Here is a 22,996-nt window from a genome sequence, read left to right on the forward strand (position 1 = left end):
TGTCTTGCGTTTCCGACTCTATCAGACTCTTTCGTGTCCGATTCCCGGTCGAAGCGGGTCTCGCATCTCGCCTTCCAGGTCCTTCGCTTTCGCGTTTTCCCTTTCCGGCGAGTCCGACTCTATCAGATCCTTTCGGGCCTGATTCCCAGTCAGCGGGGCTTGTCCTCCCGGCCGTTGGGCCGTTCCGACGAGTGAGACTTTAGCGGAATCCTTGGCCCCGACGCTAATCGGGGTGCGTTCCTTCGAACGCGGATTCCTCATTTCGCGCAGGCACACGAAAAAGCATGCGACACGAGGTCGCGCGTTCTGTCGTGGTTACTGCGGAATGGCTGTCCGGGGACCGACCGGGGTCGGCGCTCACGTCGGACAACTCGGAGCACACTACGGATGTGTCCGGAGTGTGTCAACCCCCGGCCCGTGGTGCCGGTGGCCGGGGGCGGACTGTGGGTCTGAGCTGGGCGTCAGCCGTTGCCGGAGGCCAGCTCGCGGCTGCGGTCGCGGGCCGCCTCCAGGGCGGCGATGAGGGCCGCGCGCACGCCGTGGTTCTCCAGCTCGCGGATGGCGCTGATGGTCGTGCCGGCCGGGCTGGTGACGGCTTCGCGGAGCTTGACCGGGTGTTCGCCGCTGTCCCGGAGCATGACGGCCGCGCCGATCGCGGCCTGGACGATCAGGTCGTGGGCCTGGGCGCGGGGCAGGCCGAGCAGGATGCCCGCGTCGGTCATGGCCTCGACCAGGAAGTAGAAGTAGGCGGGGCCGGAGCCGGAGAGCGCGGTCGCCGCGTCCTGCTGGGACTCCGGGACGCGCAGGGTCTTGCCGACGCCTCCGAAGATCTCCTCGGCGGTGGCGAGGTGCGCGCCGGTGGCGTGGCTGCCGGCCGAGATGACGGACATGCCCTCGTCGACGAGGACCGGGGTATTGGGCATGACCCGCACGACCGGGGTATCCGGGGTGAGCCGGTCCTCGATGAACGCGGTGGTGATGCCGGCCGCGGCGCTGATGACCAGGCGGTCGGCGGTGACGTGCGGGGCGAGTTCGTCCAGGAGCTTGCCCATGTCCTGCGGCTTGACCGCGAGGATGAGGATGTCGGCGTTCTTGGCCGCCTCCGCGTTGGTGACGGACTCGACCCCGTACCGCGTGTGGAGTTCCTGGGCCCGGTCGCCCCGGCGGGTGGTCACCAGGAGGTCGGCCGGTCGCCAGCCCGCCCGGATCATCCCGCTGAGCAGGGCCTCGCCGATCTTGCCGGTGCCGAGGACTGCGACTGTCTGGGTCATGCGTTCACCCTCCGGGCGGTGCTGGGCTGTGCTCTGTCGTCTGGTTCGGGCCGTCCTCCCGTCATCCTCGCATCGGGGTTCTCACGGCGTACGGCGGCGGAGGGTGATCGCGCCGAGGCTGAGGACCAGCAGGGCGCTTCCCGCGACCACGGCGATGTCGCGGACGAAGTCGCCGGTGATCTCGGAGTGGTGGAGGACCTGGTTCATGCCGTCGACGGCGTACGACATGGGCAGGACGTTCGAGATCGCCTCCAGGACCGGGTGCATCGCCTCGCGCGGGGTGAACAGGCCGCAGAGCAGGAGCTGGGGGAAGATCACCGCCGGCATGAACTGGACCGCCTGGAACTCGGACGCGGCGAACGCCGAGACGAACAGGCCGAGCGCGGTGCCGAGCAGGGCGTCGAGCAGGGCGACCAGGAGCAGCAGCCAGGGCGAGCCGACGACGTCCAGGCCGAGCAGCCAGATGGAGACGGCCGTGGCGAGCGCCGACTGGAGAACCGCGACCGCGCCGAACGCGAGGGCGTAGCCCGCGATCAGGTCGCCCTTGCCGAGCGGGAGGGCGAGGAGGCGTTCGAGGGTGCCCGAGGTGCGTTCGCGCAGGGTGGCGATCGAGGTCACCAGGAACATCGTGATCAGCGGGAAGATGCCGAGGAGGGAGGCCCCGATCGCGTCGAAGGTGCCGGCCGCGCCGTCGAAGACGTAACGGAGCAGCGTGATCAGCAGGACCGGGACGATCACGAGGAGCGCGATCGTGCGGGGGTCGTGGGTCAGCTGGCGCAGGACGCGGGCCGCAGTGGCGGTCGTACGGGACGGGGTGAGCGGGCGGGCGGGGGCGCTGCCGGTCGCGGGCGGGGCGGTGGCCGTCATCGGGAGGCCTCCTGGGTGAGGGGCGGGCCGGGTGGCGCGGTTTCGTCGGCCAGGCGTGCGTTGACCAGGTGGAGGAACGCTTCCTCGACGGTCCGGGTGCCGGTGCGGTGGCGCAGGGCGTCGGGTGTGTCCTCGGCGAGGATCTGGCCGTCCCGCATCAGGAGGAGGCGGTGGCAGCGCTCGGCCTCGTCCATGACGTGCGAGGAGATGAGGAGTGCGGTGCCGCGTTCGGCGGCCAGGCGGTGGAAGAGGTTCCAGAGGTCGCGGCGGAGTACGGGGTCGAGCCCAACGGTCGGTTCGTCCAGGACCAGCAGCTCCGGGGTGCCGAGGAGGGCGACGGCCAGCGAGACGCGGCTGCGCTGGCCGCCGGAGAGCGCCCCGGCGAGGGCGTCCGCGTGGCTGGTGAGGTCGACGTCCCCGATGGCGCGGGTGACGGCGGCGCGGCGGGCGTCCCGGTGGGCGCGGCCCGGGTGCAGGACGGCGGCGAAGTAGTCGAGGTTCTGCCGGACGGTGAGGTCGGTGTAGACGGAGGGCGCCTGGGTGACGTACCCGATGCGGCTGCGCAGCGCGGGGTCGCCCGCGGGGCGGCCGAGGACGTCGAGGGTGCCGGTGGCGCGGGCCTGGGTGCCGGCCACGGCGCGCATGAGGGTGGTCTTACCGCAGCCCGAGGGGCCGAGGAGGCCGGTGATGCCGCCGGGGCGGACGGTGAAGTCGAGGGAGCGCAGGACGGTGCGGTCGCCGCGGACGACGGTGAGGCCGCGGGCTTCGATCGCCGGGGGTGGCGGGTCCGTCGGGGGCTCGGGCGGGGTTGCCCCGGGTTCATAATTCATCATGTGATGAATTCTTCGCCCGGCAGTGCCGCCCGTCAAGGGGTGGGGACGCGGACAACCCAGCAGCCCGCCGACGCGGTGTCGGCGGGCTGCTGGGTCGTCTCTCGGGCGGGCCGGTCCTCAGCCGCGCTTCGGGCGCTTGCGGCCGGAGGTCCTGCGGGCCGCCGGGTTGCCGGTGCGGGTCGAGCGGCGCTTCTCGAACCGGACGCGGGCCGTCTCGTACTCGGTGCGGCGCAGCTTCTCGCCCGGGGCCTCGGTGAGCGAGCGGACGAAGTAGGCGAGGAGCGAGCCGATGAAGCCGATCGACTTCAGTCCGCGCAGGGAGTCCTCACGGGCCGGGTCCTTCGGGCGGGCGGCGAAGCCCTCCCAGGTCTTGCGGAACGCGATGGCGCTGCAGATGGAGAACATCGCGATCACCAGCATCCCGACGATGCCCCCGACCTCCGCGATCTCCAGCCCCTCGTAGGCGAAGCGCAGGAGGAAGCAGGCGGCCACGGCGGCGGCCAGCGAGCCGACGGCGACGCCGACGCGCCGGAGGCCGTAACCGCCGTCGTGGTCGACCCATGTCGTGCCGAAGAAGCGGATGGGCTCGGGCTGCGGGCCCGGGGCCGTGGCCGTGGCGGGCGGGGTGCCGGGGGCTGCGCTGTTCTCGCTCACGGGGTCGATTATCCCCGTCGCCCCCGGGCACCCGGGCCCTCGCCGTCAGTCGCAGCGCGGTGCGATGTAGCCGTCACGCCCCGTGTAGACGTAGGCGTCCGCGACGAACTGGCCGTTGGCGATGTTGTCCCAGAGGTTCGACGTGCCGTACGGGCCGGTGACCCACTCGCCCGGCTTCTGGCAGTAGATCGGGATCTTCTGTCCGTACGGCAGGGTCCTGACGATGCGGTAGTTGGTGCCCGGTCCGGTGCGGACGTTGACCCGGTGGCCCGGGGCGATCGGATAGCGGGTGCCGGTCGCCGCGGCTTCCGCCGCGGTCGTCGCCCCCTCGATCCCGTCCACCGCTTCCGCCGGGTCCTGGGTGTGCTCCGCGGTCTGCTCTTCAACGCCCATGTGGGCCTCCCCCGTTGAGAAATGCGTACGCGGGACGCGTACGACGCGCAGGCTAGCAAGCCCCGTGCCTCTCGCACGCACCATCGACTAGGCTCCGTGCGTCGCATGCGCACGAACACACGGGGGTGGGCGATGCCGCCGCTGCGAGAGCCCGGAGCGCATCCGGAAGCGGAGTTTCCGCAGTACGCCGGCACCTACCGTCTTGAGGCCTGTCTCGGCTCGGGCGGCATGGGGGTCGTGCATCTGGCGCGCTCGGCCTCGGGGATGCAGCTCGCGGTGAAGGTGGTGCACGCGCCGTACGCGGCGGATCCCGAGTTCAGGGCGCGGTTCCGGCAGGAAGTGGCGGCCGCGCGGCGGGTGAGCGGGGCGTTCACGGCACCTGTCGTCGATGCCGATCCGGAGGCCGGGCGGCCCTGGATGGCCACCCTCTACATTCCCGGGCCCACGCTCGCCGAGCAGGTGAAGCGGAGCGGCCCGATGGCCCCCGCCGAGCTGCGCAGGCTGACCGCCGGGCTGGCCGAGGCGCTGCGGGACATCCATCGGGCGGGCGTGATCCACCGGGATCTGAAGCCGAGCAACGTGCTGCTGACCGACGGTGGCCCCAAGGTCATCGACTTCGGGATCTCCCGGCCGTACGACAGTGATCTGCGCACCGAGACGGGCAAGCTGATCGGCTCGCCGCCCTATATGGCGCCCGAGCAGTTCCAGCGGCCGCGCGAGGTCGGGCCGCCGGTCGACGTGTTCGCGCTGGGGGCCGTGATCGTGCACGCGGCGACGGGCCGGGGTCCGTTCGACTCGGACAGCCCGTACATCGTGGCGTACCAGGTGGTGCACGACCAGCCTGACCTCGGCGGGGTGCCGGAGGACCTCGCGCCGCTGGTCGCCCGGTGCCTGGCGAAGGACCCGGCCGACCGGCCCACGCCGGGCGAGGTGATGGAAGCGCTGCTGCCCCCGTCGTACGAGGCCGACGCGTTCATACCGTCGCAGCGGCGCCGGACGGTGGTCGCGGCGGCGGTGCCGGCGGCGAGGGAGCGGGACGGTTCGGAGGCGGACACCCATGTGGGCCCCGCGCCCGTGGTGCGTCGTCGGCGGCTGCCGCGCGTCCGGCTGATCGTGACGGCGGCGCTGCTCCTGCTCGTGGCGGGGGCGGGCGCCGGGGCGTACGCCGTGTGGGGCGGCGGCGGTACGGACGTGAGCCGCCCGGAGCCGGAAAGCGCGGGCGCCGGGAGCGGGGAGGGCGACGACGCCGTCACCCCGTGGCGTACCGCGTTGCGGACCTCGGGCAACGCCACGCCCGTCTGTTCCACCGCCGGGGCGGGGGGTGCGCTGTACTGCTCGGCGGCCGGGGCCGGCACGGCCAGGATCGATCCGGCGGACGGGCGCGTGCTGTGGTCGTCCCGGTCCTCCTCGTCGCGGACGGCCGCCCACGCTCCGATCGTCTCGGGCGGAGTCGTGCTGTCCGCGGGCCCGGACGGGAAGCTGCGCGCGCTCGACCCGGTGAAGGGCACCGCCGTCCGGGACACCGCGCTGTCCGCGAGCCCCGGTGGCGCCTTCCCGGCGGGCACCACGCTGCTGGCCGTCGCGGACGACGGCACGGTGACGGCGCTGGACGGTGCGAGCGGGGCGTCCCGCTGGAAGGGGCCGCTGGCGAAGCACACCCGGCCCGACTTCGCCCTGTACGACGGGGCGTCCGGACTCGCGTACGCCTTCGAGCACGCGCCCTCCGGGGCGTCGACCCTCGTCACGGCGGTGGACGCCGCGAGCGGCCGGGCGTCCTGGCAGCGGCGGCTGGACGGGGTGCTCACCCCGGTCGGCACGGCCGGGGCCGGGGAGCTGGTGCTGACGGCGATGGACGAGAACTCGGACACCGCCGAGCTGGTCCGGTACGCGCCCGCGACCGGCGCGGCCGCCCGGGTCCCGCTGCCCTTCACGTTGGACGGGCCGCAGGTCGTCATGGCCGGGGACGTCGCGTACCTGCTGGCGCGGGGCGGGTCGCTGCTCGCCGTCGACACCGCGGCGGGCGGTGCGAAGCCGGAGCTGTGGCGGCTGGAGACGGGGGTCGGTCGGGCTTCCGCTCCGGTGCTCGGGGAGGGCGGGCACCTGTACTTCTCCGCCGCGGACGGGCGGCTGCTGGCCGTCGACACGGGCCGGGGTGCGCTGGTGGGGCAGACCCGGGCGCGGCTGAGCGGCGGGAAGCTCGCCTACGCCTCGGACCTGCCCGCGCCGGTGACGGCGGGGCGGACGGTCGTGGGGACGGCGCCGGACGGGTCGGTGTTCGCGGTGGACGGGGCGGACCCGGGCGCCTGGTGAGGGCGGGCCCGGGTCCGGCCTCAGGTACCCGGGGCTCCACCCCGGACCCCGCTCCTCAAACGCCGGAGGGGCTGAAAGCCGAGAGTCAGCCCAGCTTCGAGACGTCCCTGACCGCGCCTCGGTCCGCGCTCGTCGCCATCGCCGCGTAGGCGCGCAGCGCCGCCGAGACCTTGCGGTCGCGGTTCTTCGGCGCGTACACGCCGTTCAGCGCCTCGCGGCGGGTGGCCAGTTCGGCGTCGTCGACGAGCAGCTCGATGGAGCGGTTCGGGATGTCGATCCGAATCCGGTCGCCGTCCTCGACGAGCGCGATGGTGCCGCCGGAGGCCGCCTCGGGCGAGGCGTGGCCGATGGAGAGGCCCGACGTGCCGCCGGAGAAGCGGCCGTCGGTGACCAGCGCGCAGACCTTGCCCAGGCCCCGGCCCTTGAGGAAGGAGGTGGGGTAGAGCATCTCCTGCATGCCGGGTCCGCCGCGCGGGCCCTCGTAACGGATGACGACGACGTCGCCCGGCTCGATCTCCTTGCGGAGGATCTTGTCGACGGCCTCGTCCTGCGACTCGCAGACGACGGCCGGGCCCTCGAAGGTCCAGATCGACTCGTCGACGCCGGCCGTCTTCACGACACAGCCGTCCACGGCGAGGTTGCCCTTGAGGACGGCGAGGCCGCCGTCCTTGGAGTAGGCGTGCTCGACGTCGCGGATGCAGCCGCCCGCCGCGTCCAGGTCGAGGGTGTCCCACCGCTCGGACTGCGAGAAGGCGGTCGCGGAGCGGACGCAGCCGGGGGCGGCGTGCCACAGCTCGACGGCCTCGGGGGACGGGGAGCCGCCGCGGACGTCCCAGTTCTTCAGCCACTCGGCGAGGGTGTCGGAGTGCACCGCGTGCACGTCCTCGTTGAGCAGGCCGCCGCGGTGGAGCTCGCCGATGAGGGCGGGGATACCGCCGGCCCGGTGGACGTCCTCCATGTAGTACGTACCGCCGGGGGCGACGTTGGGGGCGACCTTGGAGAGGCAGGGGACCCGGCGCGAGACCTCGTTGATGTCGTCGAGGCCGTACGCCAGCTCCGCTTCCTCGGCGGCGGCCAGCAGGTGCAGGATCGTGTTGGTCGAGCCGCCCATGGCGATGTCCAGCGCCATCGCGTTGTCGAACGCGGCGCGGGTGCCGATGGCACGCGGCAGGACCGTCTCGTCGTCCTGCTCGTAGTAGCGCTTGGTGATCTCGACGACCGTGCGGCCGGCGTCCTCGTACAGCGCCCGGCGGGCGGTGTGCGTGGCGAGGACGGAGCCGTTGCCGGGGAGGGAGAGGCCGAGGACCTCGGTCAGGCAGTTCATCGAGTTGGCGGTGAACATGCCGGAACAGCTGCCGCAGGTGGGGCAGGCGTTCTCCTCGATGCGGAGCATGTCCTCGTCGGAGACGGACTCGTCGACCGCGTCGCTGATCGCGTTGACCAGGTCGAGTTTTCGCACGGTGCCGTCGACCAGGGTGGCCTTGCCGGCCTCCATCGGGCCGCCGGAGACGAAGACGGTCGGGATGTTGAGGCGCATGGCGGCCATCAGCATGCCCGGGGTGATCTTGTCGCAGTTGGAGATGCAGATCAGCGCGTCCGCGCAGTGCGCCTCGACCATGTACTCCACGGAGTCGGCGATCAGGTCGCGGGAGGGCAGGCTGTAGAGCATGCCGCCGTGGCCCATCGCGATGCCGTCGTCCACGGCGATGGTGTTGAACTCGCGCGGGACCGCGCCCGCCGCCAGGATCGCCTCGGAGACGATCCGGCCGACCGGGGCGAGGTGGGTGTGGCCGGGGACGAACTCGGTGAACGAGTTGGCGACCGCGATGATCGGCTTGCCGATGTCCGCGCTCGCTACGCCCGACGCGCGCATAAGGGCGCGCGCGCCCGCCATGTTGCGTCCGTGGGTGACCGTGCGGGACCTCAGCTGCGGCATCGTCGCTCGCTCCTTCGGCAGAGAAGACTGCCTTGCGAATTCGGGCAGGAATGACTGTCTTCGAGCGTACGCCCCGGATCCAAGATCTGGACAGCCTGTCCGGAATGCGGGACGCGCAGGCCGATGGGCGGGCAGCCCGTACGGGGGTGGTGCGGGGGTCGTACGGGGGACGGTCAGCGCTCGCCCAAGTATCTCTGGAGCGTGGGGGCGACCATCGCCACGATGTCCTCCGGGTCGGCGGAGGCGAGCGGCTCGGCGCGGATCATGTACCGCAGCGTCGCGATGCCGATCATGTGCGAGGCGGCCAGCTCGGCGCGGAACGTCGCGTCCGGAACGTCCAGCTCCGCCGCGATCCGCTCCAGCAGCCGCCGCAGGACGAATTCGCGCAGCACCTTCGCCGCCGCCTCGTGGGTCAGCGCGGAGCGCAGGATCGCCAGCAGGGGGGAGCGGGTGGCCGGGTCCTCCCACACGGAGAGGAAGAAGCGGGCGAGCCGCTCCCCCAGGCCCTCCGGCGGGCCGCCGAGAACGGTGTGGACGACCAGGGCGGGTTCGAAGGTGACCTCGACGGCGGCGGCGAAGACCTCGTCCTTCGTGCCGAAGTAGTGGTGGACGAGGGCCGCGTCGACCCCGGCGGCCTTGGCGATGCCCCGGATCGACGTCTTGTCGTAGCCGCGCTCGGCGAACTCCGTACGGGCCGCCTCCAGGATGCGCGTACGGGCGTCGGGGCCCTCGGACGCGGTCTTGCGGGAGGGGCGGCCCCGGCGGCGCGGGGCGGGAGCGTCCTCGGTCACGGGCGGCGGAGCCCGGAGGCCGGGTCGGCCGACGCCGGGTCGGCCGTGCCGGAGGAGGACCGGGCGGAGGTGGCCAGGTGGAGGCGGGTGAAGGCCAGCGCCTCGGCGAGGTCGGCCTCGCGTTCGGCGGAGGACATCGCGCGGCGGGTGTTGACCTCGATGACGACATGGCCGTCGAAGCCCGTACGGGCGAGGCGCTCCAGCAGCTCCGCGCACGGCTGGTCGCCCCGGCCGGGCACCAGGTGCTCGTCCTTGGCCGAGCCCTTGCCGTCGGCGAGGTGGATGTGGGCGAGCCGGTCGCCCATCCGGTCCACCATGGCGAGCGCCTCGGTGCGGGCGGTCGCGGTGTGCGAGAGGTCGACCGTGAAGTGCCGGTAGTCGTCGTTGGTGACGTCCCAGTCGGGGGCGTACGCGAGCATCTCGCGGTCCCGGTAGCGCCAGGGGTACATGTTCTCGACGGCGAACCGGACGTCCGTCTCCTCCGCCATCCGCCAGATCCCGGTCACGAAGTCCTTGGCGTAGTTGCGCTGCCACCGGAACGGCGGGTGCACCACGACGGTGGAGGCCCCGAGCTTCTCGGCGGCGGCCCTGGCCCGCTGGAGCTTGACCCACGGGTCGGTGGACCAGACCCGCTGGGTGATCAGGAGGCAGGGGGCGTGCACCGCGAGGATCGGGACCCGGTGGTAGTCGGAGAGCCGGCGCAGGGCCTCGATGTCCTGGCTGACGGGGTCGGTCCAGACCATGACCTCGACGCCGTCGTACCCCAGGCGCGCGGCGATCTCGAAGGCCGTCGCGGTGGACTCGGGATAGACCGAGGCCGTTGACAGGGCGACCTTCGCATCGGGGATGCGCACCACTGGTTCTGCCACCTGGACAGCGTACGGGCACCGGTGCGCCGCGCCGAGGGCTCCCGGCGGAAAGTGATCAGGGCCATGGCCCCGTCACCGTACGTCGCCGGGGCGGTGCGGCCCGGAGTTTCCGCCGCCGTACGTCACCCGGGCGGTGCGGGCCGGAGGCCGCCGCCGCCATGCGTCACCCCGGCAGCGCGGCGTGCTCCGCCGGGAGGTGGTCCAGGCGGCGCAGGATGACGCCCTCGCGCAGGGCCCAGGGACAGATCTCCAGCTCCTCGACGCCGAACAGGTCCATCGCGCCCTCGGCCACCAGGGCCCCGGCGAGCAGCTGGGCGGCCCGGCCCTCGGAGACCCCGGGGAGCCGGCCGCGTTCCTCGACCGTCATCGCCGCCAGCTTGGGCACCCAGTCCTCCAGCGCCTTGCGGCTCAGGGAGCGCTGGACGTACAGGCCCTCGGTGGAGCGGGCGGCACCGGCGATCCGGGCGAGCTGCTTGAAGGTCTTGGAGGTGGCGACGACGTGGTCGGGACGGCCCGCCCGGGCGAACTCCCCCACCGTCCGCGCGATGCTGGCCCGGACGTGCCGGCGCAGCGCCCTGACCTGGTCGGGGCCGGCCGGGTCGTCCGGCAGCCAGGCGCCGGTGAGGCGGCCCGCGCCGAGCGGCAGGGAGACGGCGGTGTCCGGCTCCTCGTCGATGCCGAAGGCGATCTCCAGGGAGCCGCCGCCGATGTCGAGGACGAGCAGCTTCCCCGCCGACCAGCCGAACCAGCGGCGGGCGGCCAGGAAGGTCAGCCGGGCCTCCTCCTCGCCGCTGAGGACCGCGAGGTCGACGCCGGTCTCGACCCGTACGCGCTCCAGGACCAGGTCCGCGTTGGTCGCCTCGCGCACCGCGGAGGTGGCGAAGGCGAGCACGTCCTCGCACCCCTTGTCCTCGGCGGCCTGGACCGCACCGGCGATCGTCGCCACGAGCCGGTCCACGCCGAGGGGGCCGATCGCGCCGCCCTCGTCGAGGAGTTCGGCGAGCCGGAGCTCCGCCTTGTGCGAGTGCGCGGGCAGCGGGCGGGCGCCGGGGTGGGCGTCGACCACCAGCAGATGAACCGTGTTCGATCCCACGTCGAGGACTCCGAGTCTCATACGGGAACGCTACTGCGCTGTTGGACCTACTCTGGGCGCGTGCCAAAGACGAAAAAGGCTAAGCAGGACAAAGCCACGAAGAAGCAGAAGTCGAACAAGCAGGCGTCACCGCCGGAGGCGATCGGTCCGGACCCGTCCGACGAGAAGGGCATCGACTTCGCACGGGCCTGGGTGGAGTTCCCCGATCCGGCGGACGACGAGCAGGTCTTCCGCTGCGATCTGACCTGGCTGACCTCCCGGTGGACCTGCATCTTCGGCAGCGGCTGCCAGGGCATCCAGGCGGGCCGCGCGGACGACGGCTGCTGCACGCTGGGGGCGCACTTCTCCGACGAGGACGACGAGAAGCGGGTCGCGGGGCACGTGGCGCGGCTGACCCCGGAGCTGTGGCAGTTCCACGACGTCGGTGCGGAGACGGGCTGGGTCGGCGTCGACGAGGACGGCGAACGCCAGACGCGCCGCTGGGAGGGCTCCTGCATCTTCCAGAACCGGCCCGGCTTCCCCGCCGGGGCGGGCTGCTCGCTGCACATCCTGGCGCTGCGGGAGGGCAAGGAGCCCCTGGAGACCAAGCCGGACGTGTGCTGGCAGCTGCCGGTGCGGCGGACGTACGACTGGATCGACCGGCCCGACGACACCCGGGTGCTCCAGGTGACGATCGGCGAGTACGACCGCCGGGGCTGGGGTCCGGGCGGTCACGACCTGCACTGGTGGTGCACTTCGGCCACCTCGGCGCACGGGGCCGGTGACCCGGTGTACGTGTCCTACCGCCCGGAGCTGATCGAGCTGATGGGCAAGGAGGGGTACGACCGGCTGGTCGAGCTGTGCGAGGAGCGGCTGTCGTCGCTGCTGCCGATGGCCCCGCACCCGGCGGACCCGCTCCCCGCGCCGAAGAAGCGCTGAGACCGGCCGGCGGGCGCTCAGCCCGTCGGGTCCGGGGCGGAGGGGCCGGGGTCGGTCGGGGCCGGGTCCGTGGGGCTCGGGTCGGTCGGGCCCGGTGTCGGTTCGGGCGGGTCCGTGGGGTCGGGCGGACCGGTCGGGTCCGGCGGATCGGTGGGGTCCGGCGGACCGGTCGGGTCGGTCGGGCCCGGTCCGGGGTCCGTGGGACCCGGGTCGGTCGGACCGGGATCGGTCGGGCCCGGATCGGTCGGGCCGGGGTCCGTGGGGCGGGGGGAGCCCGTGCCGGGGCGCGTGGGGCGCGGGCCGCCCGTCGTCGGGGACGTGCCCCCGTGACCGTCGATGAGCACGGCGGAACCCGAGGGGGTCAGCGAGATCCGGGCCCGCCACGGCCCGCCCGGCTGCGCGTCCCGGACCACCGAGACCGCGATCGTGGTGCTCTGCCCGGCCGCGAGCGTTCCGGACGTACGGCTGAGGCGCAGCCACGGGGCGTCCGTCGCCGCCGACCAGCTGACCGGCCCCCGGCCGGAGGCGGTCAGCGTGAGCGTCGTGACGGCCCCCGAGGTCCGGGCCGTCACCGCGAGCCGGGCATCGCCGTGCTGCGCGCCGCCGGTGCTGACGACCTCGGCGGTGACATCGGGGACGCGGGCGCCGAAGCGGTTGCCCGGGCGGTCGTCGCCGGTGGCGTCGGAGGGGGCGCCGCTCATACCGCCGGCGCCGTCGACCTCCGTGGCGGTGACCGAGGTCCCGTCGTGGCCCTCGCCGGTCTGGGGCGCTCCCCGGTACGCGGCCCACAGGGCGATCACGGGGGCGGCGACCACCGTCGCGACGACCGTGGTCGTGACGACCCGGGCGCGCAGCCGGTCCCGGCGGGCGGCCTGGTCCTTGGGGTCGAGCGGATACCCGGCCCGGTCGAAGCGCGGGCCGGCGGTGCGGGAGCGCTGGGCCTGGGCCATCGCGACGTACACGGAGGGGCGGGGGGCCTCGACGACGGGCAGGGCGACGACGGGGGCCAGGGCCGCTCCGGGCCAGGGTCCCTCGGCATCGGCCCGCTCGGCGGCACGGCGGCAGCGGGGGCAGTCGTCGACGTGCCGGACGAGCTCGCGGCGCAGGGCGGCGGAGAGCAGCACCTGGTGGTCGCCGGTGAGCCGGGCGACGGTGGGGCAGCCGGCGGTCTCGACGACGGCGAGGGCCGCGCGGGTGCGCTCCACCTCGCAGGCCGCGCCGGCCAGCAGGTCCCGGGCGGTGGTCGGCTCCAGCCCCAGCACGACGGCGACGGAGCGCGGGGCGAGCCGGTGGCGCACGGCCAGTTCGAGGGCTTCGCGCTGCTCCGGGGTGGTGCCCGCGGCCTCGGGCCAGGCGAGCGTGGCGAGCTCCCGGCGACGGGCTTCGGCGGCCGGCGACTCCGAGGGGGCGGGCGTGGCGGCGTCCTCGGGTGTGGCGGGCGTGGTGTGCTCCGGCGTGCGCCGGGCGGTGTGCACCCCCTGGTGCCGGGACGGCGCGGAGGCCTTGGAGCCTTTCCGCGTTTCGGAGGCCTTGGCCGTGCGGGGCGGCTTGACCGTCCCGGAGGACCGGCGGTGGGCCTGGCGGCCGCGGCCGCGCTCGGTGAGGGTGCGCAGGCAGACCCAGCGGGCCAGCGCGTACAGCCAGGATTTACGTTCCTCCTCGGCCGTGGGGCCCCGGGCGTCCTGCCGGTCCGCGATCGACAGGACGGCGCCGAGCGCTTCGGTGGCCGCTTCGTGGTCGCAGAGCACGGAGAGGCAGTAGGTGAAGAGTCCGTCGAGATACGGCTCGTACCGTACGGGCGGTCGCTGCGCCGGGGCGTGGGGTGCTCGGCGGTGCGCCCGGTGTGCGCCGGTGGTGTGCGTAGGGGTCTCCAGCCTGCTGCTCGTCACCCGGCGACCGTAGGCAAAGGAGCACATGCCCCAAGTACCCCTTGAGCACATTTAATCCTTACGGGTGAACGTATACCTCGAAAGAGGACAGGGATCATGGATTCCGCCCGTAGTGCTCCGGTGCGCCTTCGTGCGCCCTGCGCGCGGCGGGGCCCCGCGCGCCCTCCCGGCCGGGAGGCGTTGTCGTACCCCACCTATACGGTGGCGCCATGGCTGCCCGTACGAAATCCGCGAAGGACCGGCCGTCCTACCGCTGTACCGAATGCGGCTGGACCACCGCCAAGTGGCTCGGCCGTTGCCCCGAGTGCCAGGCGTGGGGGACGGTCGAGGAGTTCGGCGGCGCCCCCGCCGTGCGCACCACCGCGGCGGGCCGGGTCTCCACGGCGGCCGTGCCCATCGGCCAGGTCGACAGCCGGCAGGCCACCGCCCGGTCGACCGGCGTCGGTGAGCTGGACCGGGTGCTCGGCGGCGGGCTGGTGCCGGGCGCGGTTGTACTGCTGGCGGGCGAGCCGGGTGTCGGCAAGTCGACGCTGCTGCTCGACGTGGCGGCCAAGGCGGCGAGCGAGGACCACCGCACGCTCTATGTGACCGCCGAGGAATCCGCGAGCCAGGTCCGGATGCGGGCCGACCGGATCCGGGCGATCAACGACCACCTCTACCTCGCGGCGGAGACCGATCTGTCCGCGGTGCTCGGCCACCTGGACGCGGTGAAGCCCTCGCTGCTCGTCCTGGACTCGGTGCAGACGGTCGCCTCGCCCGAGATCGACGGCGCGCCCGGCGGGATGGCCCAGGTGCGGGAGGTCGCCGGAGCGCTGATCCGGGCCTCCAAGGAGCGCGGGATGGCCACGCTGCTCGTCGGCCACGTCACGAAGGACGGCGCGATCGCCGGCCCCCGGCTGCTGGAGCACCTGGTGGACGTCGTGCTGTCCTTCGAGGGGGACCGCCACGCCCGGCTGCGTCTGGTGCGCGGCGTCAAGAACCGTTACGGGGCGACCGACGAGGTCGGCTGCTTCGAACTGCACGACGAGGGCATCACCGGACTCGCCGACCCCTCGGGCCTCTTCCTGACCCGCCGCGACGTGGCGGTGCCGGGCACCTGCCTGACGGTGACCCTGGAGGGCAAGCGGCCCCTGGTCGCCGAGGTGCAGGCGCTCACCGTCGACTCGCAGATCCCTTCGCCCCGGCGCACCACCTCCGGCCTGGAGACCTCCCGGGTCTCGATGATGCTCGCCGTGCTGGAGCAGCGCGGCCGGATCAGCGCGCTCGGCAAGCGGGACATCTACAGCGCGACGGTGGGCGGCGTGAAGCTCACCGAGCCCGCCGCCGACCTGGCCATCGCGCTCGCGCTGGCCAGCGCGGCCAGCGACACCCCGCTGCCGAAGAACCTGGTCGCGATCGGTGAGGTGGGGCTCGCGGGCGAGGTCAGGAGGGTCACCGGGGTGCAGCGGAGACTGGCCGAGGCACACCGACTGGGCTTCACCCACGCGCTCGTTCCGACGGACCCGGGGAAGGTACCGGCCGGTATGAAGGTCACGGAAGTCGCCGACATGGGCGACGCTCTGCGGGTCCTCCCGCGCCGCTCTCGTCAAGAGGCGCCGCAGCCTCGTCAGGAAGACAACGCGCGCCGGTAGACTTTGCCCTGGTCTCGCCCGCCCGTGGACACGGCATGGGGGACGCAAGGGCATCGCAACCTGTGACCGGAGGAGTGCAGTGGCAGCCAACGACCGGGCGACGACGCCCGGAAAGTCCGGCCAAGGCACCGGTAACGAGGCGCTGATGCGCGCCTCGTTGAGCGCGGTCGCGCCCGGAATGGCCCTGCGGGACGGCCTGGAGCGCATTCTCCGCGGCAATACCGGTGGGCTGATCGTGCTGGGCATGGACAAGACCGTCGAGTCGATGTGCACCGGCGGATTCGTGCTGGACGTGGAGTTCACGGCGACGCGCCTGCGCGAGCTGTGCAAGCTCGACGGGGCGCTGATCCTCGACAAGGACATGACCAAGATCCTGCGGGCCGGCGTGCAGCTGGTCCCGGACGCCTCGATCCACACGGAGGAGACGGGCACCCGTCACCGTACGGCGGACCGGGTCTCCAAGGCGTGCGGCTTCCCCGTCGTCTCGGTCTCCCAGTCGATGCGCCTGATCGCGCTGTACGTGGACGGGGAGCGGCGGGTCCTGGAGGAGTCCTCCGCCATCCTGTCCCGGGCCAATCAGGCGCTCGCCACGCTGGAGCGGTACAAACTGCGGCTCGACGAGGTGGCGGGCACGCTGTCCGCCCTGGAGATCGAGGACCTGGTCACCGTCCGGGACGTGACGGCGGTGGCGCAGCGGCTGGAGATGGTGCGGCGGATCGCCACGGAGATCGCGGAGTACGTGGTCGAGCTCGGCACCGACGGACGTCTGCTCTCCCTCCAGCTGGACGAGCTGATCGCCGGGGTGGAGCCGGAGCGGGAGCTGGTCGTCCGCGACTACGTCCCCGAGCCGACGGCGAAGCGGTCGCGCACGGTGGCCGAGGCGCTGACCGAGTTGGACGCGCTGAGCCACACGGAGCTGCTGGAGCTGGCGGTGGTGGCGCGGGCGCTGGGCTACAGCGGCTCGCCCGAGACGCTGGACTCGGCGGTCTCCCCGCGGGGCTTCCGGCTGCTGGCGAAGGTGCCGAGGCTGCCGGGGGCGATCATCGAGCGGCTGGTGGAGCACTTCGGCGGTCTGCAGAAGCTGCTGGCGGCGAGCGTGGACGACCTCCAGACGGTGGACGGCGTCGGCGAGGCGCGGGCGCGCAGCGTGCGGGAGGGGCTCTCGCGGTTGGCGGAGTCGTCGATCCTGGAGCGGTACGTCTGAGATCGGCCGCGGGTGGGGGCGTCCTGACGGGCGCCCTCTTTCGCGTGCCGCCCAGGCTTTCGGGCCGGGCGGCCGGCGCGCGCAAGGACGGAGCCCCGGCCACCTCCAGCCCGTCCGGCGCGCACAAGGACGGAGCCCCGGCCACCTCCAGCCCGTCCGGCGTTTGAGGACGGAACCCTGGGGCTGGACGGGCGGTGCTCATGCGGGCTTGCCCGGCCCCATGGTCGCTTCGCTCGTCCGCCTGCACGGTTCCGTCCTCAAACGCCGGACAGGCTGGGGTTACCGGGCCCACCCGGCCCCATGGTCGCTTCGCTCGTCCGCCTGCACGGTTCCGTCCTCAAACGCCGGACAGGCTGGGGTTACCGGGCCCACCCGGCCCCGTGGGCGCATCGCACGTCCGTGTGCACGGTTCCGTCCTCAAACGCCGGACGGGCTGGAGATGGCTGCACGGGCTGGGGATGGCCGGGCGGGCTGGGGATGGCCGGGCGGGCTGAAGGTGGTCCGAGGGGGCTCGGGTGGTCAGTCCTTGGCGAGGACGAACGACGCTCGTTGGACCGCCTCGCCCGGGGTCTTCGCCTCCAGGAGGTACGTTCCCGGGCCGGCCTTGCCCGCCGGAGGGGTCGCGCAGCCGGGGGCGGACAGGGTGCGGTTCCAGTCGACCGTGTGGATCACCGTCGCGCCCGCCGGGACCTTCAGGAACAGCGGGCCGGCCGAGGCGGGGCAGTCCTTCGAGGACCAGATCGGATCGTCGTCCTCGCCACCGGCCTCGGTGACCGTGAGGACCGCGCTCTTCGGCCCGAGGTCGGCCTTGCACGTGGCCGACGAGGTGTTCTTCGCGATCAGTTCGAACTTCGGCCGGTCGTCGGGGCCGTAACTGACCTTCGTCCGCAGGCTCAACCGCACCGCGGCGGGCTTGCACTCGGGGAGCGGGGAGCCGGCCGGGACCTGCTGGCCCGCCGTGCCGCCGCCGCCCGTACCCGAACCGGCCGTGCCCGCACCGCCCGTTGACGCCCCGTCGGACGAAGCGCCGTCGCCCGCACCGCCGGAGGACGCGCCGGCGCCGCCGTCGGAGCCGCCCGACCCGCCGGAGCCCCCGGAGCCGCCGTTCTCACCCGACTCGTCGCGGCCGCCCGGCTGTTGGCTGATCGCGGGACCGGAGCCCGAGGGCCCGGGAGTGATCGACTCGACCGGGTCGGAGCCGCCGGACTTGCCGTCGTTCCGGCTTCCTCCACCGCCTCCGGACGTCACACCCCAGGCGATCAGCACGGCGAGCAGCGCAACCAGAAGTCCCGCTACCGCCCTTCGTCGCCAGTAGATGCTGGAGGGAAGCGGACCGACCGGATTGCGCATAGATCCCACGGCCCGAACTCTACGAGAGATCCGGACCGACTCAGGCCCCACCCGCCGCTCCGGCCGCAAGTTTTGCCGATCATCATCACGGGGATCCGGTCACAGGGGACAGAACGGGTGGCGTTGTCACCCCCTGGACCGCCTCGTGGGCCGACACCCCCGCGCCCGTGACCGCCGCTCCCGCTTCCGTGCCAGGATCGTCCGTGCGATGACTGCCATGACTTCGACACAGACGCCCCCCGCCGCCTCCCTCCACACCCCCGTCATCGGGTGGTTCGAGCAGCATGCCCGCGATCTGCCCTGGCGCCGCCCCGAAGCGGGCGCCTGGGGAGTGATGGTCAGCGAGTTCATGCTGCAGCAGACCCCGGTGAGCCGGGTCCTCCCGGTGTACGAACAGTGGCTCGCCCGCTGGCCCCGCCCCGCCGACCTCGCCGCCGAGGCGCCCGGGGAGGCGGTCCGCGCCTGGGGCCGGCTCGGCTACCCGCGCCGTGCGCTGCGCCTGCACGGGGCCGCGCAGGCGATAACGGAACGGCACGGCGGCGATGTGCCGAGCGAGCACGCCCAGCTGCTGGCGCTGCCCGGGATCGGCGAGTACACGGCGGCGGCCGTGGCCTCGTTCGCGTACGGACAGCGGCACGCGGTGCTCGACACGAACGTCCGCCGGGTGTTCGCCCGTGCCGCGTCCGGGGTCCAGTACCCGCCGAACGCGACCACGGCCGCCGAGCGCAAGCTCGCGCGGGCGCTGCTGCCCGAGGAGGACGAACGGGCGGCGCGCTGGGCGGCGGCCACGATGGAGCTGGGCGCCCTCGTGTGCACCGCGCGCAACGAGGACTGCGACCGGTGCCCGATCGCCTCGCGGTGTGCCTGGCGGCTGGCCGGGAAGCCCGCGCACCAGGGGCCGCCGCGCAAGGGTCAGACGTACGCCGGTACCGACCGCCAGGTGCGCGGGCGGCTGCTGGCGGTGTTGCGGGACTCGGTGAGCCCCGTGGCCCAGGCCGCGCTGGACGCGGTGTGGGAGGAGCCGGTGCAGCGGGCCCGTGCGCTGGACGGGCTGGTGGCCGACGGGCTGGTCGAGCCGCTGGCCGACGGCCGGTACCGGCTGCCGATGACCTGACACCCGGCCCCGAATCCGGCGGCCCTGTCGCCGGTCCCCGGGAAACGTCCTCTCCGGCACTGTTACACAACCGATGGGCAGCCGTGCACCGGCCTACGGCTGCTCCGCACATCGCCGTGACAACGCCTCCGTAGCGTCTCCGACAGCAGGACGGCCGGACCGCGGAACACCCGCGGCCCGGGGTGACACGGGGATGTTCGGGGACGGAGGCGGTTGTCATGGCGCAGGGCGAGGTGCTCGCGTTCGAGGACTACGTACGCACACGGCAGGAGGCGCTGCTGCGCAGCGCACGCCGTCTGGTTCCGGACCCCGTGGATGCCCAGGACCTGCTGCAGACCGCTCTGGTGCGCACCTACGGCCGCTGGGACGGCATCGCCGACAAGTCCCTGGCCGACGCCTATCTGCGCCGCGTCATGATCAACACCCGTACGGAGTGGTGGCGGGCGCGCAAGCTCGAAGAGGTCCCGACCGAGCAGCTGCCCGACGCGAGCGTCGAGGACGGCAGTGAGCAGCGCGCCGACCGCGCCCTGTTGATGGACATCCTGGGCATTCTGGCTCCCAAGCAACGCAGCGTCGTCGTGCTGCGACACTGGGAGCAGATGAGCACGGAGGAGACGGCCGCGGCGCTCGGCATGTCGGCCGGTACGGTCAAGAGCACGCTGCACCGGGCCCTGGCGCGGCTGCGCCAGGAGCTGGAGAGCCGCGAGCTGGTCAGCCGCGAGGCGGTCGCCCGGGAGACCGGGGGCCACCGGAGCGCGGCGCCGGTCACCTCCGCCCGTGTCCCCGCCCAGCGGTCGCCGGTGACGACGGTGCCGGGGGCGAGGGCACACACACCGGCGCAGCGGAACGGGCGTCACGACGAGCGGGGGATGGAGCGGTGCGCGGCCTGAGCGGCAGCAGCGGTGTCGGGGGCGGCTTCGGGGACGACTCCCCGGGCAGCCCTTCCGGGAGCGGCCCTGCCTCGAGTGACTCCTCCTTGAGTGGTTCCGGGGGATCGGACGACGGCGACGACCCGGGGAGATCGGGCCGGAGCCGGGGATTCCGGAGCGGTATGGCGGCGGGTGGCACGGCCTTGGCCGGACTCGTCGCCTTCGGGCTGTTCGGCGTCGGCTGCTCCACGGGCGGCACCGGCACCCGCGACGAGGGCCCCGCCGGGAGTCAGCCGGTCGCCCAGATCACCCCCCGGGCCACCCCTTCCGGCACGACCCCGCCCGTCAGGCGGGTCGACGCCGTGCGGCTCCTCCAGGACGACCCCAAGGTGGGCGAGCAGGTCAGGGACGGGCTCAAGCCCTGCGCGGGCAAGGCCTATCCGATCGACACCTCCTACGGGTCGATGACCGGCGGCCGGGCCGCCGACGTGGTGGTCAACGTGATGAGCTGCGCCGACTCGGTGGGCGTCGGAACGTATGTGTACCGGGCGGACGGCGACGGCTCGTACAAGAACGTCTTCGCGGCCGAGGTCCCCGCCGTCTACGGAACGATCGACCGGGGCGACCTGGTGGTGACGACCCAGGTCTACGGGTCGAAGGATCCGCTGGCGTACCCGTCCGGCTCGGAGGTGGTCACCTACCGTTGGGCGAGCGACCGCTTCACCGAGCACGACCGGGTGCACAACGACTTCAGCCGTGCCGTCGAGGGCACGGACAGCGAGCTTCCGGTGCAGTCGGAGCCGATGGAACCGGTGGAACCGGTAGAGCCGGTGGAGCCTGCTCCGTCGGACACGCCGGCGGAGCAGAGCAGGAATTGAACCCCGGCAGGAACGACGTCGTGCCGGTGGAACCGGGCGGGAACGGAAAGCGAGAAGCAGCCCCATGGCCGAGACCCACGTCCTCTTCGTCGAGGACGACGACGTCATCCGCGAGGCCACCCAGCTCGCCCTGGAACGGGTCGGCTTCACGGTCACCGCGATGCCCGACGGGCTCTCCGGTCTGGAGGCGTTCCGCGCCGACCGGCCGGACATCGCCCTGCTCGACGTGATGGTGCCGGGCCTGGACGGGGTGAGCCTGTGCCGCCGTATCCGCGACGAGTCGACCGTCCCGGTGATCATGCTCTCCGCGCGGGCCGACTCGATCGATGTGGTGCTCGGCCTGGAGGCCGGGGCCGACGACTACGTCACCAAGCCGTTCGACGGCGCGGTCCTGGTAGCGCGCATCCGGGCGGTGCTGCGCCGCTTCGGCCACGCGGCCGGGCCGGACGGGCCGGGCCGCGGCGGTGCGGAGGAGGAGGCCGGGGCGTTCGGCGGGGTGCTGGTCTTCGGCGATCTGGAGGTCGACACGGACGGCATGGAGGTCCGGCGCGCCGGCGAGCAGGTGGCGCTGACGCCCACCGAGATGCGGCTGCTGCTGGAGTTCTCGTCCGCGCCGGGCACCGTCCTGTCCCGCGACAAGCTCCTGGAGCGGGTCTGGGACTACGGCTGGGGCGGTGACACCCGGGTCGTGGACGTCCATGTCCAGCGGCTGCGCACCAAGATCGGCCAGGACCGGATCGATACGGTCCGCGGCTTCGGCTACAAGCTGCGCGGATGAAGCGACTGGCCCTGCGGACCGGAGTCCGCTGGAAGATCAGCATCGCCATCGCGGCGGTCGGCGCGCTCATCGCGGTGGCGCTGAGCCTCGTGGTGCACAACGCGGCCCGCGTCTCGATGATCGAGAACGCCCGCGAGGTGCAGCTGGAGCGGCTGCTGGGCGCCCAGCGCTTCTACGAGGCGACGAGCATGCAGAAGGGCGGGCCGAAATTCGGGGCGAAGCTCAACGACCCGACGATCCCGCCGAGCCTGCGCGACGAGGTCCGCAAGAACCGCCGGGCCACCCATGTGACGCAGGCACCCGACGGGGTCCCCGAGGTCTGGGCGGCGGTTCCGCTGGCAGGCGGGGACGTGCTCTCGCTGCACTCCCGGTTCGCGGACCGCTCCGCCACGATCATGGACGACCTGGACCGGGCCCTGATCATCGGCTCGGTCTCGGTGGTCTTCGGCGGCTGCGCGCTCGGGGTCCTCATCGGCGGCCAGCTCTCGCGCCGGCTGCGCAAGGCGGCGGCAGCGGCGGGCCGGGTCGCCCAGGGGCAGACGGACGTACGGGTCAGGGAGGCCGTCGGCGGGGTCGTCCGCGACGAGACCGACGAGCTGGCGCGGGCGGTCGACGCGCTGACCGACGCGTTGAACGAGCGGATCGAGGCGGAGCGCCGGGTCACCGCGGATATCGCCCATGAGCTGCGTACCCCGGTGACCGGGCTGCTCACGGCGGCCGAGCTGCTGCCGCCGGGCCGCCCCACCGAGCTGGTACGGGACCGGGCCCAGGCGATGCGGACGCTGGTCGAGGACGTGCTGGAGGTGGCCCGCCTGGACAGCGCGTCGGAGCGGGCCGAACTCCAGATGCTGCCGCTCGGCGAGTTCGTCAGCCGCCGGATCGGGCTGCTGAACCCCGAGGTGACCGTGCGGGTGGTGCACGAGTCGTGGGTCTCCACCGATCCGCGCCGGCTGGAGCGCATCCTCGGCAATCTGCTCGGGAACGCCGCCAAGCACGGCTCGACCCCGGTGGAGGTCACCGTCGAGGGCCGGGTGGTGCGGGTCCGCGACCACGGTCCGGGGTTCCCGGAGGAGCTCCTGCGGGACGGGCCGAGCCGGTTCCGTACCGGAAGCATGGACCGGGCCGGGCACGGGCACGGGCTCGGGCTGACGATCGCGGCGGGCCAGGCGAGGGTGCTGGGGGCCCGGCTGACCTTCCGCAACGCGGCGCCCTCGGGTGCGGCGGAGGGCACGGGCGGGGCGATCGCGGTGCTGTGGCTGCCGGAGCACGCGCCGACGGACACCGGGAGCTTCCCGGTGCTGCGGATGGCGGACCAGCGGCAGGCGTCGGACTGAGCCGTACGCCGGTC

20 protein-coding genes are annotated in these 22,996 nt (G+C 73.3%); 9 read left to right on the plus strand and 11 right to left on the minus strand.

Annotated features, from left to right (window positions below; translation table 11 throughout):
• Positions 1-461: 461 nt before the first annotated feature.
• The 5 genes from proC to IE272_RS24885 form a co-directional block, all read right to left on the minus strand.
• Entirely contained in the window at positions 462-1,271 is an 810-nt protein-coding gene (gene proC / locus IE272_RS24865; protein WP_050356729.1) for a pyrroline-5-carboxylate reductase, read from the minus strand.
• 81 nt (positions 1,272-1,352) lie between these two features.
• Positions 1,353-2,138, minus strand: coding sequence for an ABC transporter permease (locus IE272_RS24870; protein ID WP_190008089.1), 786 nt, complete (start codon positions 2,136-2,138; stop codon positions 1,353-1,355).
• Positions 2,135-2,971: an ABC transporter ATP-binding protein gene (locus tag IE272_RS24875; RefSeq protein WP_190008091.1), complete on the minus strand. Its 837-nt coding sequence runs from the start codon at positions 2,969-2,971 to the stop codon at positions 2,135-2,137. Before IE272_RS24875 ends, IE272_RS24870 begins: the two co-directional genes overlap by 4 nt.
• 117 nt (positions 2,972-3,088) lie before the next feature.
• Positions 3,089-3,625 carry a hypothetical protein gene (locus IE272_RS24880; RefSeq protein ID WP_057663726.1) on the minus strand — a complete coding sequence of 179 codons (537 nt, stop codon included), beginning with the start codon at positions 3,623-3,625 and terminating at the stop codon, positions 3,089-3,091.
• 45 nt (positions 3,626-3,670) lie between these two features.
• Positions 3,671-4,018, minus strand: coding sequence for an SH3 domain-containing protein (locus tag IE272_RS24885; RefSeq protein WP_056700342.1), 348 nt, complete (start codon positions 4,016-4,018; stop codon positions 3,671-3,673).
• Between the two features lie 132 nt (positions 4,019-4,150).
• On the opposite strand from IE272_RS24885, the gene IE272_RS24890 reads away from it, so the two are divergent.
• Positions 4,151-6,328, plus strand: a complete 2,178-nt coding sequence (locus IE272_RS24890) for a serine/threonine-protein kinase (RefSeq protein WP_190008223.1) — start codon at positions 4,151-4,153, stop codon at positions 6,326-6,328.
• A gap of 85 nt (positions 6,329-6,413) precedes the next feature.
• Here IE272_RS24890 and ilvD read toward each other — a convergent pair whose 3' ends face one another.
• The 4 genes from ilvD to IE272_RS24910 all read right to left on the minus strand — a co-directional run bounded on the left by ilvD (position 6,414) and on the right by IE272_RS24910 (position 11,038).
• Positions 6,414-8,264: a dihydroxy-acid dehydratase gene (gene ilvD / locus IE272_RS24895; protein WP_056700346.1), complete on the minus strand. Its 1,851-nt coding sequence runs from the start codon at positions 8,262-8,264 to the stop codon at positions 6,414-6,416.
• Positions 8,265-8,437: 173 nt separating this feature from the next.
• Complete coding sequence (locus IE272_RS24900) at positions 8,438-9,055, minus strand: TetR/AcrR family transcriptional regulator (RefSeq protein WP_050356736.1); 618 nt, start codon at positions 9,053-9,055, stop codon at positions 8,438-8,440.
• Positions 9,052-9,912 (minus strand): sugar phosphate isomerase/epimerase family protein, encoded by an 861-nt coding sequence (locus IE272_RS24905; protein ID WP_057663732.1) that lies wholly within the window; start codon positions 9,910-9,912, stop codon positions 9,052-9,054. Before IE272_RS24905 ends, IE272_RS24900 begins: the two co-directional genes overlap by 4 nt.
• A gap of 175 nt (positions 9,913-10,087) precedes the next feature.
• Positions 10,088-11,038 carry a Ppx/GppA family phosphatase gene (locus IE272_RS24910; RefSeq protein WP_050356738.1) on the minus strand — a complete coding sequence of 317 codons (951 nt, stop codon included), beginning with the start codon at positions 11,036-11,038 and terminating at the stop codon, positions 10,088-10,090.
• A 39-nt stretch (positions 11,039-11,077) separates the two neighbouring features.
• Between IE272_RS24910 and IE272_RS24915 the strand changes: the two genes are divergently transcribed.
• Positions 11,078-11,935: a DUF3109 family protein gene (locus IE272_RS24915; RefSeq protein WP_050356739.1), complete on the plus strand. Its 858-nt coding sequence runs from the start codon at positions 11,078-11,080 to the stop codon at positions 11,933-11,935.
• A 17-nt stretch (positions 11,936-11,952) separates the two neighbouring features.
• Here IE272_RS24915 and IE272_RS24920 read toward each other — a convergent pair whose 3' ends face one another.
• Positions 11,953-13,824, minus strand: a complete 1,872-nt coding sequence (locus tag IE272_RS24920) for a BACON domain-containing protein (RefSeq protein WP_444544791.1) — start codon at positions 13,822-13,824, stop codon at positions 11,953-11,955.
• Between the two features lie 209 nt (positions 13,825-14,033).
• On the opposite strand from IE272_RS24920, the gene radA reads away from it, so the two are divergent.
• Together radA and disA are read left to right on the plus strand one after the other, a co-directional pair.
• Positions 14,034-15,455 (plus strand): DNA repair protein RadA, encoded by a 1,422-nt coding sequence (radA, locus tag IE272_RS24925; RefSeq protein WP_007456915.1) that lies wholly within the window; start codon positions 14,034-14,036, stop codon positions 15,453-15,455.
• 79 nt (positions 15,456-15,534) lie between these two features.
• Positions 15,535-16,659: a DNA integrity scanning diadenylate cyclase DisA gene (gene disA / locus IE272_RS24930; protein ID WP_007456913.1), complete on the plus strand. Its 1,125-nt coding sequence runs from the start codon at positions 15,535-15,537 to the stop codon at positions 16,657-16,659.
• Between the two features lie 519 nt (positions 16,660-17,178).
• Here disA and IE272_RS24935 read toward each other — a convergent pair.
• Positions 17,179-17,925 (minus strand): hypothetical protein, encoded by a 747-nt coding sequence (locus IE272_RS24935; protein WP_050356741.1) that lies wholly within the window; start codon positions 17,923-17,925, stop codon positions 17,179-17,181.
• 292 nt (positions 17,926-18,217) lie between these two features.
• On the opposite strand from IE272_RS24935, the gene IE272_RS24940 reads away from it, so the two are divergent.
• From IE272_RS24940 to cseC, 5 genes are all read left to right on the plus strand, one after another.
• Complete coding sequence (locus tag IE272_RS24940; RefSeq protein ID WP_190008096.1) at positions 18,218-19,123, plus strand: iron-sulfur binding domain-containing protein; 906 nt, start codon at positions 18,218-18,220, stop codon at positions 19,121-19,123.
• Positions 19,124-19,341: 218 nt separating this feature from the next.
• Positions 19,342-20,013: a SigE family RNA polymerase sigma factor gene (locus IE272_RS24945; protein ID WP_050356742.1), complete on the plus strand. Its 672-nt coding sequence runs from the start codon at positions 19,342-19,344 to the stop codon at positions 20,011-20,013.
• A 161-nt stretch (positions 20,014-20,174) separates the two neighbouring features.
• A complete protein-coding gene (locus tag IE272_RS24950; RefSeq protein WP_050356743.1) occupies positions 20,175-20,870 on the plus strand; it encodes a hypothetical protein in 696 nt (231 codons plus the stop codon).
• Between the two features lie 64 nt (positions 20,871-20,934).
• Positions 20,935-21,648, plus strand: a complete 714-nt coding sequence (gene cseB / locus IE272_RS24955) for a two-component system response regulator CseB (protein ID WP_007456903.1) — start codon at positions 20,935-20,937, stop codon at positions 21,646-21,648.
• Entirely contained in the window at positions 21,645-22,982 is a 1,338-nt protein-coding gene (gene cseC / locus IE272_RS24960; RefSeq protein WP_050356745.1) for a two-component system sensor histidine kinase CseC, read from the plus strand. Before cseB ends, cseC begins: the two co-directional genes overlap by 4 nt.
• Positions 22,983-22,996: the final 14 nt, after the last annotated feature.

The sequence above is a fragment of the Streptomyces anulatus genome (genome assembly GCF_014650675.1).
In the GTDB taxonomy this organism is placed as follows: domain Bacteria; phylum Actinomycetota; class Actinomycetes; order Streptomycetales; family Streptomycetaceae; genus Streptomyces; species Streptomyces anulatus.

Coding starts and splice junctions, on each gene's coding strand:
- proC (WP_050356729.1), bottom strand. CDS start 1,271: ATGACCCAGACAGTCGCAGTCCTCGGCACCGGCAAGATCGGCGAGGCC.
- IE272_RS24870 (WP_190008089.1), bottom strand. CDS start 2,138: ATGACGGCCACCGCCCCGCCCGCGACCGGCAGCGCCCCCGCCCGCCCG.
- IE272_RS24875 (WP_190008091.1), bottom strand. CDS start 2,971: ATGATGAATTATGAACCCGGGGCAACCCCGCCCGAGCCCCCGACGGAC.
- IE272_RS24885 (WP_056700342.1), bottom strand. CDS start 4,018: ATGGGCGTTGAAGAGCAGACCGCGGAGCACACCCAGGACCCGGCGGAA.
- IE272_RS24890 (WP_190008223.1), top strand. CDS start 4,151: ATGCCGCCGCTGCGAGAGCCCGGAGCGCATCCGGAAGCGGAGTTTCCG.
- ilvD (WP_056700346.1), bottom strand. CDS start 8,264: ATGCCGCAGCTGAGGTCCCGCACGGTCACCCACGGACGCAACATGGCG.
- IE272_RS24910 (WP_050356738.1), bottom strand. CDS start 11,038: ATGAGACTCGGAGTCCTCGACGTGGGATCGAACACGGTTCATCTGCTG.
- radA (WP_007456915.1), top strand. CDS start 14,034: ATGGCTGCCCGTACGAAATCCGCGAAGGACCGGCCGTCCTACCGCTGT.
- IE272_RS24940 (WP_190008096.1), top strand. CDS start 18,218: ATGACTGCCATGACTTCGACACAGACGCCCCCCGCCGCCTCCCTCCAC.
- IE272_RS24945 (WP_050356742.1), top strand. CDS start 19,342: ATGGCGCAGGGCGAGGTGCTCGCGTTCGAGGACTACGTACGCACACGG.
- IE272_RS24950 (WP_050356743.1), top strand. CDS start 20,175: ATGGCGGCGGGTGGCACGGCCTTGGCCGGACTCGTCGCCTTCGGGCTG.
- cseB (WP_007456903.1), top strand. CDS start 20,935: ATGGCCGAGACCCACGTCCTCTTCGTCGAGGACGACGACGTCATCCGC.
- cseC (WP_050356745.1), top strand. CDS start 21,645: ATGAAGCGACTGGCCCTGCGGACCGGAGTCCGCTGGAAGATCAGCATC.